A 14,730-nucleotide genomic window follows, 5' to 3' on the forward strand; every position below is an offset into this window, starting at 1 on the left:
AGTCCGGGGCGCCCGCGTACAACTCCGGCAGCCACCCGCCGGAGTTGTACGCGGCCTCCAGCGCGGGAGCGTTCCACACGCCCCCCGACAGCACGGCCCGACCGTCCGACAGCTGGTACAGCGTGGAGCCGCCGCGGCGGGAACTCTCGAACCAGCCCATCGAAGGCAGCACCCTGGGACCCCATTCCGAACGGGCGGCGACGAAGGATGCCGAGATCACCGCCCACCGGGCCCACATGGCGGGGAAGTCCGGGAACTCGTTCTCGGCGAGGACCGGCCACACCTTCGCCCGGCGATCCGCGCGCGCCGCGGCGGCGGCCTGCTGCGGGGAACGCAACTGCCGCCCGTCGTGGTGGACATAAGCCGCGAGCCACACCGGCAGAGCGACGCGCGGGTACGCCTCCAGATCCTCGCGGTACACCTCGGGCTCGAACAACTGGTCGTCCGGAAAGGGCTCTTCGCCGTGGTCGTACGTGATGCCCAGCTCGCCGTCGTCGGCCAGCCCCAGCAGAAGCCGCCACCAGGGACCGTCGTCGAGTTCGGCCCATATCCCGCGATGCTCGCGCAGGAGCGCGAGGACGGACGGCGAGGGCTCGATCCGTGCCGAATGCCCCCGGCCGGTGGCGACGACCGTCGACCGCTCGGCCGTGACCGTCAGGGCGAATGCCGCGCTCACGGACCGCCAGCCGGGCGGCGCCGCGGCGGCGAGTTCCCGGGCGACACGGCGAAGCAACTGATCCGCCTGTCCCGGCAGACCGGACTCCGCCGTGTCGTCGTGGATGGACATGTTCTCCTCGAATTCCGAGAAGTCCGTCAGGAAGTCGTCCACCAAAGCTCCTCACTGGTCCAGGTTCGGCCCGGCAGCCGGCTCGCGGGTGTCCAACTCCCAGTCGAGCAGCCACGACCGAAGGGTTCCGTCGTCGTCTCCGGAGACCGCCGTCAGTCCGTCGGGCGTCACCGCGAGACAGGTCGTCGCCGTGTTCGCATGGCTGTCCAGGGCGCGCAGACAGCGGCCCGTGCCGACCTCCCACAGGCTGATGCGGGAGCCATGGCCCGCCGAGAACGCGAAGCGTCCGTCCGCGGTGACGCACAGGGCGTTCGCGCTCTGTCCCTTCTCGAACTCCCGCATCTGACGCCCGGTGGTGGTGTCCCACAGCCGGATCGTCCTGTTGTAGCCGGTGTCGCAGGACAGCAGGGACGCTCCGTCCGCGTCGGCGCACACCATGGTGACGCTGCTCTGGTGGCCCTCCAGGACATGAACGCAACGGCCTTCCGCCAGATCCCACAGCCGCAGCGTGCTGTCGGATCCGGCGGACGCGGCGAACCGCCCGTCGGCGCCGACCCACAGGGCGTGCACCGCACCTTCATGGCCGGTCAGGGTCCGGGCGAGACCACCGGTGTCCAGGTCCCAGACCCTGAGCGCGCCGTCACCGCCCCCGACCACCACCTGCCGCCCGCCCGCGTCCCACCGCACCGGCACCGAGGGCGACGGCAGGTACTCGTACATGTGCAGGACTCGCAGGCACTGCCCGGAGGGCACGTCCCACAGCCGTACGGTGCCGTCCTGCCCGGCGGACAGGGCCCGCCGGGCGTCGGCGCTCAGGCAGACCGACCGCACGGCGTGCTGGTGGCCTTCGAAGGAGCGGCCGCGGGTGCCCGTGCGGACGTCCCACAGCCCGACGTTCCCGTCGGAGCCGCCGACCAGCGCATGCCGTCCGTCGGGGGTCAGGGCGAGCCCGTACACCGCGCCTTCCGACACCGCCATGGTCCGGGCCGGCCAGGCCGTACGCAGCCGGGTGCGTATCGCGCGCCGGCTCAGTTCCCGCCAGGCGTCCATGACCCGTGGCGCCCGTTCGTACCCGGAAAGCCTCCGGGCCTCCGTGAGCCGCCTCCGTGCCGTGGACAGGCGCCCGGCAGCCATGGCCCGCTCCGCGTCGGCGACCATGGTGGCCACCTGACCGTCCAGCGACCTCAGTTCCGTGTGGGGGCGGGGCTCGCTCAGGTGCGGCGGCGCGGCGTCACGGCCCGAGGGCAGATCCAGCTCCCAGGCGTACACACCACTCCGCCGGTCGTCGTCACCGTCGCCGTAGGCGAGGGTGCCGGACGCGACCGCGAGCCCGGAGTGGTCCGACGCGTCCACCAGCAGGGCGTTGAGGCCGATATCGCGGTAGGTGCGCAGGCATCGGCCGGCCTCCAGGTCCCAGAACTGTGCGTCGCCCTTGGTGTCGTCGCCCGTGAGCAGGAAACGCCCGTCGGAACCGATCGACATGAGGCGTCCGCGCACGCTGCCCCGCATGGTCCGGAGGGGCAGGCCCCGGTGCAGGTCCCACAGGGTGATGGTCCTGTCCTGGTGGGCGGTGACCGCGGTCCGTCCGTCCGGACGGAAGCACAGGCCGATCACCGGCGACGAGTACGCGGTGAGAACCCCTTCGCAGTGGCCGCCGTGCAGGTTCCACAGCCTGAGGGACGGCCCCCGTCGCTCCCAGCCCACCGACAGGGCCCACCGGCCGTCCGCGCTCACCTCCACCTGCTCCGCGCCCTCCGCGTGCCGCTCCGACGTCGTGGTGAGCTCACCCGAGCGCGTGTCCCAGAGTCGTAGCGTGCCGTCGGACCAGCCCCACAGCGCCAGACCGCCGTCGGGAGTGAGCCGGACTCCGTGGGCCTGCTCGTCGAGAGTACGCAGGCACTGCCCGTCGCGCAGATCCCAGAACCGTACGGTCTTGTCGTCGCCGGCGGACACGGCGAAGCGGCCGTCCGGGGTGAGGTCGACGGAGCGGACGCTCGTGCCGCGCCCGTCCTTGCTGTGTCCTTCGAGGGTCCGGAGGGACCGCCCGTTCGTCAGGTCCCACAGCCGGACCGGACCCCACTCCCCGGTCACGGCCAGGCGACCGTCGGGAGTGACACGGACCGGCATGTGGGAGGAGACCGTCTTCGGCTTGTCCTCGTAACGGAGCCTCCGGAACGTCGTACGGACCCGCCCCGCCCGGACGGTGCTGAGCGCCGTCCGGACCTCCGGCTCGTCATGCCGCTCCCGGGCCACCTTCTCCAGGAGCTCGCCCGCCGTGACGAGATCGCCGCGTTCCAGGTGCACTTGGGCCAGCAGCTGACGGGCCTGCCAGGGGTCGTCGGTGTCGGCGCGGACGGCTTCCAGTGCGGTGACCGCCTCCTCGTCGGTGACGGCGCCCTGCCGCCAGCGCAGCATCGCGAGGTTGTACGTCGCTCCGGGGTGCCGGGGATCCGCCTCCAACGCCTCCAGGAACGTCCGCTCGGACTCGGCTTTCCTCTTCTCGGCCTCCTCGGGCGTCCGGGCCAGGTCGAGCAGGGACAGGGCGCGGTTGTTGAACTCGTCGGCGAGCAGCCCGGCCTCGGCCGGCTCCGCGCGCGGATACGCGAAGCCGGTCACCGCGTGATGCATGCCGACGAGTTCGCGCGCGACCTCGGTCATGGACCTGGGCCGGTCCTGTCGTGCGTCGGCCAGACAGCGTTTCAGGAGGGAGGCGAGGGGACCGGGCAGGGGCGGCAGCCAGGCCGTGTCGGAGCTGTCGGCGGGGCGGTAGTCGGCCAGGGCCCTCCCCACGGCGGGCCCGGTGAGCCAGGTCACCCCACCTCGGAACATCTCGAAGACGGACACCCCGAAGCTGTAGACGTCGGTGCGCCGGTCGAGCTGCAACCCCGCGATCTGCTCCGGTGAGGCGTACTCCCGGGTCCGCAGCCCGCCGTTGGGGACCGTAGCGGTGACACCGGGCCGCGGGCCCGGCCGCGCGGTGGCGTCGGGATCCGCCGACGCCGGACGTGTGCCGGCGGCGGCCGCACGGGCCTGTGCCAGGCCGAAGTCCGTGACCTTCGCCGTACCGTACTCGTCGAGCACGACGTTGTCCGGTTTGACGTCCTGGTGCACGAGCCCGCGGCTGTCCGCATGTTCCAGGCCCCACGCCACCTGGATCGCCATGTCCATGATCCGGGCCAGCGCCTTCGACCGCCCGCCCTCGTACAGTCGTCGGTCGTCGATCCACTCGCGGAGGCTGCCTCCTGCGGCGTACTCGGCGAACACGCAGGGGACCTCGCCGATCCTGCGCACGTAATGGCAACTGCACACATGCGGATGCAGCCCCAGCTTCACCCAGGTCTCCGCCTCGGTGATGAACCTCTGCCGGCTCTCGTCGCTTCGGAAGTGTTCCGGCTTGGGGCACTTCAACGCCAGCACGGTGCGCCACGCGTTGTGGCGCACCCGGTACACCAGCCCCATGCCGCCCTCCTTGGGGCGGGCGTCCAGCACGGTGTACCGGCCGTCGACGATCTCGTCCTTCGCCCAGTACGAAGGGGGCGTGGGGGCCCTGTCCAACATATGCGAGCAGACCTCCAAGTCGCCGAATGCCGGGGTGGTTCATGCCCTGTACAAGGCAACAGGACACGTCCGGAGGGGCTTCCGGTTCCCGTCGGACACAGCCGGGCTTGTGAAGGCTACGTGCACTTCGCGTCGGCGTCCGGGAGTTCGATGCCGTACGTCGCCTCCGCGCTGTCGCTGAATTCGTTCGGGGAGGACTTCGATCTGTCCCGTAGGCCGTAGGCCGTGGGCCGTATGCCGTGCATGGGCACCTCTGCGTCCGGTGCCGACCGTCCCGAGGTACCGGCCCGAACGAGGCCAGGGGTGGCCCTGCCCATGGCACGGCCACCCCTGGCGTTCACCGTAGGCACCGAGGCGTACGGCGGTGCTGGGCCGCTGGCGCGACTACGGAACGGCCCAGGACTGATCGGATCGGGTCAGGAGTTCAGCGCGTCGATGAGTGCCTTCGTGACGTCCTCCGTGGACGAGGTTCCGCCCACGTCGCGGGTCAGGATCCCGGCCGCGGTCGTGGTCTCGATGGCCTTGTGCAGCCGGGCTGCCTGCTCGGGCAGGCCGAAGTGCTCCAGCATCAGGGCGGCGCTCCCGACAGCACCGATCGGGTTGGCCAGTCCCTGGCCCGCGATGTCGGGCGCCGAGCCGTGTACGGGTTCGAACATGCTGGGGAAGCGGCGCTCGGGGTTGAGGTTGGCGCTGGCGGCCAGGCCGAGGCTGCCGGCCAGCGCGCTGCCGAGGTCGGACAGGATGTCGGCGTTCAGGTTGGAGGCCACGACGACCGAGAGGTCCTCGGGGCGGAGGACGAACTTCGCCGACATGGCGTCGACGAGGACGGATTCGGTCTCCACGTCCGGGTAGTCCGCGGCGACGCGCTTGAAGACGTCGTCCCACAGCACCATGCCGTACTGCTGCGCGTTGCTCTTGGTGACGCTGGAGACCTTGCGCCGGTCGCGGGTGCGGGCGAGGTCGAAGGCGAAGCGCATGATGCGCTCGCATCCGACTTCGGTGAACAGGGCCGACTGGACGGCCACTTCGCCTCCCGGGCCGCGGCCGGCGAGGTTGCGCCCGCCCAGACCGGCGTATTCGCCTTCGCTGTTCTCGCGCACGACGACCCAGTCGAGGTCGATGTCGTCCGCCTTGCGCAGCGGGCTCCGGACGCCAGGCAGGAAGTGGACGGGGCGGACGTTGGCCCACTGGTCGAAGCTCTGACAGATCTTCAGGCGCAGTCCCCACAGGCTGATGTGGTCGGGAACGGTCGGCCAGCCGACAGCGCCGAAGTAGATGGCGTCGAAGTCCTTGAGGCGGTCGAGCCCGTCGTCGTCGATCATCTTGCCGGTCCTGGCGTAGTAGTCACACCCCCAGGGGAACTCCTCCCAGGCGAAGGAGAAGGCGCCGCCGGAGTCCTGAGCGAGTGCGTCCAGGACGGTACGTCCTGCCGCGACGACTTCCGCGCCGACGCCGTCGGCGGGTATGGCGGCGATCCTGAAGATCTGGGGTGTGGTCACGAGGGCCTCCGGCGATGAACGGGCGCAGTGGGTGCTTGGTGCAACACCCACGAGTCAACACAGGGACCCGGCAGGCCGTCCAAGACCTGCTTTCGATACGACCCATAGGGCCTGCCGATCGGTGCGGCAGCAGGGCGGGGCCCGAACGGCCCGATAGGACTGGGCCGGTTCGCGTGGGGACCGCTCAGGAGGAGTCGTCGCGACTCTCCGCCGCCCGCTGCCTGGCCAGGGCGCGGGTCAGGTCCAGGAAGGAGCGGGCGGCGGGCGTCAGGTGCGCCGGCAGGCTGATCATGGCGACGTGCAGGTGCGCGGTGGGCTCGATGGGGGCGACGGCGGCTCCGCACCGACGGGCCAGCCGGGTCCAGGCCGCCGGGAGAACGGCGATGCCCACACCGGTCATCACGAGCGGGAGGATGGACGTGCGGTGGTCGACCACCGCGACGATGTCGGTGTCCGTACCGGCGGCGGTGATGTCGTCGACGATGGTGCGCATGAGGCTGCCGCGACGTGAAGCGATGAGCTTGCGTCCTGCGAGGTCCTCCGGGCGCAGGGGTACCCCGTCCTGGATGTCCCCTCCCGCTGCGGAGACGGCGACGAAGGGCTGGGCCTCGACGGACAGGACGTCGATGCCCGGTGCGCTGACCGGGCTGGCCGCCCCGAGCAGGCCGAGTTCGCAGGCACCACTGCGGACGAGGGCTATCACCTCGGCAGGTGTGAAAGCAGCCTGGGTGCTGACCGTCAGGGACGGGTGCAGCTCGGTGAAGCGCTGGATCAGGGTGGTCAGGGGCTCGATACCGGGCGAGGGCATGACGGCGACCTCCACGGATCCGCCGTGCAGGCCGGACAGGGACGCCGCCTTCTCGCGCACCGCGTTCAGATCACGCAGAACCCGCCTGCTGGGCTCCAGGAGTTCCGCCCCGGCTTCGCTGAGCACCACGCCTCGGCCGAGCCGGTGGAAGAGGGAGACTCCGAGGTCGGACTCCAGATTCGCCATCGCCTGCGACAGCGAGGGCTGGGCGACGTGGAGCACGGCGGCGGCCTTGCTGAAGCCCCCGTGCTCCACGATCGCGAGGAAATACTCGAGCTGCCGGGCGTCCATGGCCCCTCCGACCCGTGCGGACAAAGCAATAGCCGCAGCCTATCGGTCAGGCTGCGGCAGAGTCGGCCGGGTACGGATGCCGGGAATCGAGGCACCCGCACCCGGCAGCGTGAGTCAGGGGCGGGACGGTGAGGCGGCCTGCGGGACGACAGGGCGGCCGGCGTCCGGTCCGGGGCCCCGACGGTCGGAGTCCGGGCCTGCCGCGGGTTCCGGCAGTGCGGGGGTGTCGGTCGGGTGCGCCGGGTGGAGGGCCTCCTCCTCGATCTCACCCGCCAGTACCTTTCGTGCGCGTGTCAGGTCGAGATCGTTCTCCCACTTCGCGATGAAGAGCGTCGCCACGGCGTTGCCGTAGAAGTTGACCAGGGCGCGGCACTCGGACATGAACTTGTCGATCCCGAAGATCAGCATGATGCCCGCGGCCGGGATGTGGCCCACGGTCGACAAAGTGGCGGTCAACGCGATGAAGCCGCCTCCGGCGACACCGGCCGCGCCCTTGGACGTCAGCAGCATGACGGCGAGCAGGCCGAGCTGCTGCCCCAACGTGAGTGCTGTGTCGGTGGCTTGAGCGATGTACAGGCTGGCGAGGGAGAGATAGATGGCGGCGCCGTCGAGGTTGAAGCTGTATCCGGTCGGCACCACCAGCCCCACCGTCGACCGTTCGACTCCCATGAACTGGAGCTTGCGCATCAGGCCGGGCAGAGCCGGTTCGGCCGTCGACGTGCCCAGGACCAGGAAGAACTCGTCCTTGAAGTAGCGGAAGAGCTGGAAGATGTTCAGCTTCACGTACGCGGCCAGGACGGATCCGAGCACCACGACGACGAAGAGGACGGACGTGACGTAGAAGAGGAGGATCAGCGAGCCAAGGCTGGTCAGTGTGGACAGACCGAACTTCCCGATCGCGTAGGCCATCGCGCCGAAGGCTCCCAGAGGTGCCGCCTTCATCACGAAGGACAGCACCTTGAAGACCACCTCGGTCAGACGGTTGACTCCTGCGACGAGGGGTTCCCCGGCCTTGCCGACCGCCTTGATCGCGATACCGAAGATCACCGCGAGGAAGATGACCTGGAGGATGTCGCCCTCGACGAACGCCCCGAAGAAGCTGTGGGGCACCAGATCGGTGAGGAATTCCCACCACTGCTGGTGCTCCCCCTCCTTGATGTACTGGCCGGCGTCCCCCGAGGTGTGCAACTGGGACGGATCCGCGTGGACCCCGTCGCCCAGCCGGAAGACGTTGATCGCGACCAGGCCGGTGACCAGTGCCGCGATGGTGCCGACCTGGAAGTAGGTCAGTGCCTTCAGGCCGGTGAGGCCGACCTTCTTCAGATCGGCGACCCCGGCGATCCCGCTGATGACGGTCAGGAAGACGATCGGCGCGATCAGCATCTTCATCGCCGCGATGAACGTGGTGCCGATCGGCTCCATCGAGGTCGCCAGATCAGGCCGCTGCCACCCCAGCACGATGCCGATGACGATCGCTACCAGGACCTGTATGTACAACTGCCTGTACCAGGGCTTGGCGTGAACCCCCACGGTGTTCGTTGCGGCTTCGTGCGGGGTGTGCGTCATTGCAACCTCCATGCGGGTGTCGGAGAGGCCCGCCTGCGGACGAGGGCACGACGACAGTGCCGTACTGTGCGCTGCGCTCGCGGATGCCGGCTCGGCTGAGACCTGCGGGACGCCGAGCCCGTTCGGCGTCCCACTCACTAGCAGGACAGTGAAGCCGGTCGGAGGTAGAGGGTCTACGACCAAAAATCGATGCCCCGTATAGGCCGCACCTATGGAAGGTGCCGCCGCCGGGTGCGGGTGTCGGGGGGACCTTCCGCCCGGTGTGCGGAGGCCCGCCGCGTCTCCGGGCCGGCGCACTTGCGTTCGGTTTCGAGAGGCGGGAAAAATTGTGGGAGCGCACCGGCGCACGGTGCATGGTTCAGGAAGCCCGCACGGTTCAAATGCCCGATCGGTTCAAGAAGCCGGCGGAAACCGTGCCCTCACCTGATCCACCCGGAAAACTGAGGTGATCTCCATGGGCAAGATGACTTCCGCGCTCAAGCTGCTGCGCGGACGGATCATGGAAGCGGACGGCAAGGTCCTGCAGAACCCGCGACTGCGGGACGAGGGTCGTCGGCTGCAGGACAAGGGGCGCGGGGGACGCTAGCAGCCCACGGCGCTGCTGACGTCCGGGCCGACATGGCCCTTCCGCCGGAGCTCCGCCGACCAAGGGCTGTCCCGTGGTCCCCGGCGGGCGCACGACGACAGCTACGGCACCTCGCCGCGTTGTCGGGTCGCCCGAATACGCCAGTATGAGGACGCCCCCGCCTTGCGATGCACCGCATCCGACGCCGCGCGCTGATCCACCGGGCACTACGGGACAGCCCTTAGACCCCGGCCCCGTAGACCCCGTGATCAGGCGACCCCGTCGACTCGAAGACGTGCACCGAGAGCCCGCGCCCCGTCGTCCTGTGGCTGACGAGCCGCAGGCCGGCCGGGGCGCCGCCGTCCGGGAAGAGCCGTCGGCCACGGCCCACAACCACCGGGGCGATCACGAGCCGCAGTTCGTCGACCAGGCCCGCGGCGAGCAAGGACTGGGCCAGCCGGGAGCTGCCATGGATCTGCAGGTCCCGGCCGGGCTGCCGTTTCACATCGGCGACCTGGGAAGGCACGTCTTTGTCCAGGACGGTTGTCGGGTTCCACCCGGCCGTGGTCAGGCTGTGTGAGGCGACGTACTTGGGCAGGCCGTTCATGAGCGGCGCGAAAGGGTGCTCGGTCATCTTCGGCCAGTCCCGTGCGAAGTTCTCGTAGGTACGGCGGCCGAACAGCAACGCGTCCGCTGTGCCGAGCCAGGTGGCGGCCACCTCCTCGAACTCCCCGTCCAGGTGCGGGACGAACCAGCCGCCCTGGTCGAAACCGTCGCTCCGGTCCTCGTCCGGGGATCCCGGGCCCTGGGACACACCGTCGAGGGTCAGGAATTGCTGTACGACAAGCCTCATCACGCATCACTCTCTTCCGCCACCGGCGCCGACTACGGAACACGATCGTGCCCGCACTTCCTCGGACGCCAGGGCAGGCGAAAACTCATCGGTCCGCGTGTCGCCCCGCGCGGGGCGACACGGAAGCGGAGCGGTGAAGGGGCTCCTGACGCTCAGCGACCGTGCCGGCTCCTACGGCCGAACGCCGGGGAACGGGTGCTCGTCCTACTCCCGCAGAGCTGTGAGAACGGCCAGGGGAGTCGCGGCCGCCCAGGCCTGCGGTGAGCAGGAGTGGGGATACGGCACCGGGCGGGGGTGCTGGGTGCGGGAGTAGCCCGCCATGACCTCGGGCAGCCGGTGGCCGTGGTGCGCCGACGCCTCCAGAAGGCCGAGGGCGACCATCCGTGCCTCGTCCGTAAGACCGCACCGCGCCAGGCCGAGCAGGATGACGGCGTTGTCGTGCGGCCAGCAAGTGCCCCGGTGGTACGAGAGCGGGTGGTATCCGGGCTGGCCGGACGCCAGTGTGCGGATGGCCCAGCCGGAGAAGAAGTCCGGTTCCAGCAGACGCCGTCCCACGCGCTCTGCGTGCCGTTCGTCCAGGATGCCGGACCACAGCAGATGCCCGGCGTCCGAGGCCAGCGAGTCGACCTGCCTGCCCCGGCCGTCCAGAGCGAGCGCCGGGAAGTCGGGGCCGGACATCCAGAAGTCCCGCAGGAACCGGACCCGCAGATCGGCGGCAGCGCTCTCGAGACGGTCGGCGTACGCGGCGTCGTCCCACAGCGAGCGGGCCAGTCGCGCGGTGCGCACCAGCGCGTCGTAGGCGTAGCCCTGCGCCTCCGCGACGGCGATCGGCCCCTCGGCCTGGGTGCCGTCGAGGAAGCAGATGGCGCCCTCGGAGTCCTTCCAGTTCTGGTTCACCAGGCCCTGCGGGTCGGGCGAGTAGACCAGGTAACCGCTGTCGTCCAGACCGCCGTCGCGGAACATCCAGGTCACGGCGGCCCGCGCCTGATGTTCCAGACGGGTGGCGAGCGTGCGGTCCCCGGTTGCCTCGGTGTAGCTGTCCAGGAGCACCAGGAACAGCGGAGTGGCGTCCACCGAGCCGTAGTAGCGGCCGTACGGCACCTGGCGGAAATGAGCCAGTTCGCCGTGCCGGATCTCGTGGACGATGCGCCCCGGCTGCTCGCCGCGGCCGGTGTCGTGCTCTGTGCCCTGGGTCGCCGCGAGGGCGCGCAGGGTCCCCTCCGCCAGTTCGGGCCGGTAGGGCAGGGCGAAGAGCGAGGTGAACAGCGAGTCCCGGCCGAAGAGCGTGAGGAACCACGGGGTCCCCGCCCCGGGTACGCGGACGGGTTCGCCGTCCGGGCCGGTCGCGGGAACCCGCAGCGACGCCAGGTCGCTCAGTCCACGGGCGCAGGCGGCGGCCAGACCGTCGGGTGCGCCCGGCGGCATGGGCAACGGCGCGCCCACGAAGGCCGCCGCGTCCGCCGCGTGCTCCGTGACGGCCTCGGCCGGCGTGCCGACCAGGGCCGGCGCGGGTGCGCCGTGCGCGTACGCCGTGACGGTCAGCAGCAGTTCGGCTGTGCCGTGGGCGGGCAGTTCCAGGTGCCAGTCCAGCCGGTGGGCCGTGTCCTGCGCGTCGACGGGCCGGACGGAGGCCGGGGCAGGCGAGGCACACACCGCCGTACGGGACAGCCACTCGCCGCGCTCGTAGGTGAAGGTGACTCCCTCCGCGTGCGCGTTCGCCGTGCGCAGGGCGCCTGCCTTCTCGTACCGCCGCTTGTCGGAGCGCAGTTCGAACTGGTCGGCGAAGTCGGCGTCCGCGGTCAGTGAGAGGACGGCGGTGACCGGCGCGGGGCGGTTGTTGACCAGCCGCAGACACTCCGTCAACATGCCCGCGTCGACCGCCTGTTCGCGGAAGACGGTGTAGGTGGCCGGTTCGTCCCGGGTGCCCGGGGGTGTGAGTACGCACAGCGCTGACGTCTCGCCGTCCGACGGCACCAGCACGGCCGGCGCGGCACCGTCCACCGTCAGTGCCCAACTGCTCAGGTGCCGGGCATCGCGGTGGAACAGACCGTCCGGGGAGGTGCCGCGACGGCCGCTCACACCTCCGTCGGCTCCCAGGACGGCGAAGGTACCCGCGCGGACCAGGGTGGTGTCCGCTGTGCCGTTCACGAGCGTGCTCCGTTCGACGGGGAGAGGGAGGCTCCGTCGTCCGCCGGTCCGGACGCGGCGAGCAGATCGAGGGTGAGGGCCGCCGTCCAGCCGAAGGCGCGGGTGCCGCGGGCCTCGGCTGTGAACGGGTCCACGTACTCGGCGAAGGAACTGGCCCCGGCGGCGTCGAGCATGGCCGAGCGCAGTGCGTCGGCCGCGCGGGCCCGCCCGCACCGGCGAAGGCCGCGTTCCAGCAGCCAGTTGGTGTTGAACCAGGCGGGACCGCGCCAGTAGCGCGAGGGGTCGAAGGCGTGCCCGGTGAAGTCGTACGACGGTGCCATCGGGACCTCGCCGAGGCGGAAGCCGGTGCCTGTCGCCGTGTCGAGCAGCGCGTCCACGATCTCCTGGGGGAGTCCGGGGACGATGAGCGGGACGAGTCCGGCGACGCTGCGCTCGGGGATGAGCTCGCCGCCGACCAGATCACGGCAGAGGAACATGCCGTCGGCGGGCGACCAGAGCCGCTCCACCAGGGCCTCGGTGAGGCGAGCCGCCCGCGCTTCGTGGGGGGCGGGGTCCGCCCCCGTCTCGGCTGCGATCCGGGCGAGGGCGTGCTCCGAGACGATCAGCAGCGCGTTGACGCAGGGGTCCTCGACCGCGAAGGCGTGCTCGCCCGGCACATCCGCGTATCCGTTGTCCCGGTAGTCGGCGGCGAGCCGCACATACCGTCCGTAGTCCAGATCGGTGGGGCGTTCCGAGGCCTGTCCGTGGTCGAGGTCGGCGCGCCGGTACGAGCCGGGGGCGGCGGGCTCGACCCGCTGCAACGGGCCGTCCCAGCAGGGGCTGTTGTCCATGCCCGGCTCCCACGGGTGCACCATGGCCGCCAGTCCGCCGCCGCCGAGGTCACGGTGGCCGGTGAGGTAGTCGTGCCATGCCGCGAGCCGGCCGTACACACGGGGCAGGAAGCCGCGGCTGCGCGAGGTCTCCGGGTCCGCCAGGTGCACGAGCCAGGCGGCGAGCGCGTGCACCGGAGGCTGCACGATGCCGGAGGTCTCGGTGCCGGCCGGAGCGCCCGCCCGGGCACCGTCCGTGGAGGAGCGCCAGAAGTCAGGGCTGGGGAAGTACGCGTCGAGAGGCACAGCGGGGCTGAACACGATGTGGGGAACGCGTCCGTCGGCCCACTGCGCGCCCAGCAGGCTCTCCAGCTCGCGCTGGGCCCGCCGCACGGACAGGTGGCGGAGACCGATCGCGATGAAGGCCGAGTCCCAGCTCCACTGGTGCGGATACAGGCCGCGCGACGGGACGGTGGAAGAGCCCGTCCAGTTGGTGAGGAGTACCCGTGCCGCGCCGCGCCGAAGGGTCAGGTGATCGGCGGCGGCGGGCACGGGGGTTTCGAGCAGCGACGTCACGCGCCGGACCTCCGGAGGAACGCGGGGATGGAGCGCACGGCCGTGAGGGGGTCACCGGTCAGCCGGCATTCGGCGGCGAGGTAGCCGTCGTAGCCGATGCTGTGCAGCGCGCCGATCCAAGCCGGCCAGTCGAGGTGCCCGGCACCCGGCTGGAAGCGGTTCGAGTCGCTGACCTGGGCGTGGCCGATGTAGGGGGCCGCCGCGAGGATCGAGGCCGAGGGGTCGGCCTCCTCGATGTTCATGTGGTAGCTGTCGATGCCGATGCGGACCGAGTCGAGGCCCACCGCACGGATGAGGCCGACGGCCTGCTCCAGGCGGTTGACCATGTGGTCCTCGTACCGGTTGAGCGGCTCCAGATAGAGCGTGACGCCCTCTCGGCGCGCGTGCTCGCCCAGCTCCGACAGGCCGGACAGCAGCACCTCGCGGTCCTGCTCCTCGGTGCGCGGCGGCTCGAACGGGGGGAGCCTGCGCGAGAACATCCCGTAGGACGCGGGTGTCTGGACTCCCAGCGCTCCGATCTCGGCCGCGACGGAGAGCTGCGACTTCATCTGCTCCAGCGCGTCACGGCGCAGGCCGTCGTCGAACGCGGCGAAGAAGTGCAGCATGTCGACGCAGACGGTCGGCATGATCACGCCGTCGGCGCGGGCCTGCTTCAGCTCGGGCAGGCGGTCACGGAAGTGGAAGTCGCCCTTGGACCGCAGCTCCACGGCGTCGTAGCCGGCGTCCTGGGCGAAGGCCCATTTCTCCTGGAGCGTGTCGCCGGGGAGGAGCTGTTCCTGGCAGGCGGTTTTCAGCATGGGATGCCTTTCGGCGCCGACGGACGGCGCTCTGGGGTTCTGACTGTCGGTGGAGGGCGGGCGGGTCTGCCGGATCGCCGGGCTCAGAACTCCAGGACGACCTGGAGCGCATCGGCGGGCGTCTCGTCGAGCAGCACATAGGCGTCGGCGGCTTCCGCCACCGGGACGACATGGCTGACCAGGGACTTCACATCGACCTGGCCTTCGGCGACCAGCGAGAGGAAGGTCTGCTGGAGCCGCTCGACGGTCCAGCGTCCCGCCAGCTGCGGGGGCACTCCGCCGATCTGGGAGCAGATCAGCTGCACCCGGTTGTGGTGGAACTCGTCGCCGAGGCGCAGACCGGCGCCGTCGCCCTGGTAGAAGCCGGACGCCACGACCCGGCCGCCGACTGTGACGGAGCGCAGGGCCTCGTGCAGGGCCGGGTACACACCGCTGATCTCGATGGCGACATCGGCGCCCGCGCCGCCGGTGGC

11 protein-coding genes and 1 pseudogene are annotated in these 14,730 nt (G+C 70.7%); 1 reads left to right on the forward strand and 11 read right to left on the reverse strand.

Going from position 1 to position 14,730, the window contains the following annotated elements:
* The 6 genes from ACFWFI_RS30645 to dctA form a co-directional block, all read right to left on the reverse strand.
* The coding region (locus tag ACFWFI_RS30645) for a hypothetical protein (protein ID WP_387396432.1) at nucleotides 1-829 on the reverse strand (829 nt) is incomplete at its 3' end.
* Nucleotides 830-838: 9 nt separating this feature from the next.
* Nucleotides 839-4,345 carry a protein kinase domain-containing protein gene (locus ACFWFI_RS30650; RefSeq protein WP_387396434.1) on the reverse strand — a complete coding sequence of 1,169 codons (3,507 nt, stop codon included), beginning with the start codon at nucleotides 4,343-4,345 and terminating at the stop codon, nucleotides 839-841.
* Nucleotides 4,346-4,461: 116 nt separating this feature from the next.
* A complete protein-coding gene (locus ACFWFI_RS30655) occupies nucleotides 4,462-4,590 on the reverse strand; it encodes a hypothetical protein (protein WP_387396436.1) in 129 nt (42 codons plus the stop codon).
* 171 nt (nucleotides 4,591-4,761) lie between these two features.
* Nucleotides 4,762-5,844, reverse strand: coding sequence for a tartrate dehydrogenase (locus ACFWFI_RS30660; protein ID WP_387396438.1), 1,083 nt, complete (start codon nucleotides 5,842-5,844; stop codon nucleotides 4,762-4,764).
* A gap of 184 nt (nucleotides 5,845-6,028) precedes the next feature.
* Complete coding sequence (locus tag ACFWFI_RS30665) at nucleotides 6,029-6,943, reverse strand: LysR family transcriptional regulator (protein WP_387396440.1); 915 nt, start codon at nucleotides 6,941-6,943, stop codon at nucleotides 6,029-6,031.
* Nucleotides 6,944-7,057: 114 nt separating this feature from the next.
* A complete protein-coding gene (gene dctA / locus ACFWFI_RS30670; protein WP_387396443.1) occupies nucleotides 7,058-8,509 on the reverse strand; it encodes a C4-dicarboxylate transporter DctA in 1,452 nt (483 codons plus the stop codon).
* Nucleotides 8,510-8,963: 454 nt separating this feature from the next.
* Between dctA and ACFWFI_RS30675 the strand changes: the two genes are divergently transcribed.
* On the forward strand, nucleotides 8,964-9,095 hold the full coding sequence (locus ACFWFI_RS30675) for a hypothetical protein (RefSeq protein ID WP_387396445.1): 132 nt from the start codon (nucleotides 8,964-8,966) through the stop codon (nucleotides 9,093-9,095).
* A 220-nt stretch (nucleotides 9,096-9,315) separates the two neighbouring features.
* On the opposite strand, the gene ACFWFI_RS30680 is transcribed toward ACFWFI_RS30675, so the two are convergent.
* The 5 genes and pseudogenes from ACFWFI_RS30680 to ACFWFI_RS30700 all read right to left on the reverse strand — a co-directional run.
* Nucleotides 9,316-9,927, reverse strand: coding sequence for a dihydrofolate reductase family protein (locus ACFWFI_RS30680; RefSeq protein WP_387396446.1), 612 nt, complete (start codon nucleotides 9,925-9,927; stop codon nucleotides 9,316-9,318).
* A gap of 204 nt (nucleotides 9,928-10,131) precedes the next feature.
* Nucleotides 10,132-12,075 (reverse strand): amylo-alpha-1,6-glucosidase, encoded by a 1,944-nt coding sequence (locus ACFWFI_RS30685; protein WP_387396448.1) that lies wholly within the window; start codon nucleotides 12,073-12,075, stop codon nucleotides 10,132-10,134.
* Nucleotides 12,072-13,460, reverse strand: a complete 1,389-nt coding sequence (locus ACFWFI_RS30690) for an MGH1-like glycoside hydrolase domain-containing protein (RefSeq protein WP_387396450.1) — start codon at nucleotides 13,458-13,460, stop codon at nucleotides 12,072-12,074. Before ACFWFI_RS30690 ends, ACFWFI_RS30685 begins: the two co-directional genes overlap by 4 nt.
* Nucleotides 13,457-14,257 (reverse strand): TIM barrel protein, encoded by an 801-nt coding sequence (locus ACFWFI_RS30695; protein WP_387396455.1) that lies wholly within the window; start codon nucleotides 14,255-14,257, stop codon nucleotides 13,457-13,459. Before ACFWFI_RS30695 ends, ACFWFI_RS30690 begins: the two co-directional genes overlap by 4 nt.
* 83 nt (nucleotides 14,258-14,340) lie before the next feature.
* A pseudogene (locus tag ACFWFI_RS30700) lies at nucleotides 14,341-14,730 on the reverse strand (oxidoreductase); the annotation flags it as partial.

The organism is Streptomyces sp. NPDC060209, from assembly GCF_042728155.1.
Lineage (GTDB): Bacteria > Actinomycetota > Actinomycetes > Streptomycetales > Streptomycetaceae > Streptomyces.

What these genes read in the sequence shown, in the direction of transcription:
- ACFWFI_RS30695 (WP_387396455.1), bottom strand. Translation starts at nt 14,257, where the DNA reads ATGCTGAAAACCGCCTGCCAGGAACAGCTCCTCCCCGGCGACACGCTC.
- ACFWFI_RS30655 (WP_387396436.1), bottom strand. Translation starts at nt 4,590, where the DNA reads ATGCACGGCATACGGCCCACGGCCTACGGCCTACGGGACAGATCGAAG.
- ACFWFI_RS30680 (WP_387396446.1), bottom strand. Translation starts at nt 9,927, where the DNA reads ATGAGGCTTGTCGTACAGCAATTCCTGACCCTCGACGGTGTGTCCCAG.
- dctA (WP_387396443.1), bottom strand. Translation starts at nt 8,509, where the DNA reads ATGACGCACACCCCGCACGAAGCCGCAACGAACACCGTGGGGGTTCAC.
- ACFWFI_RS30675 (WP_387396445.1), top strand. Translation starts at nt 8,964, where the DNA reads ATGGGCAAGATGACTTCCGCGCTCAAGCTGCTGCGCGGACGGATCATG.
- ACFWFI_RS30650 (WP_387396434.1), bottom strand. Translation starts at nt 4,345, where the DNA reads ATGTTGGACAGGGCCCCCACGCCCCCTTCGTACTGGGCGAAGGACGAG.
- ACFWFI_RS30665 (WP_387396440.1), bottom strand. Translation starts at nt 6,943, where the DNA reads ATGGACGCCCGGCAGCTCGAGTATTTCCTCGCGATCGTGGAGCACGGG.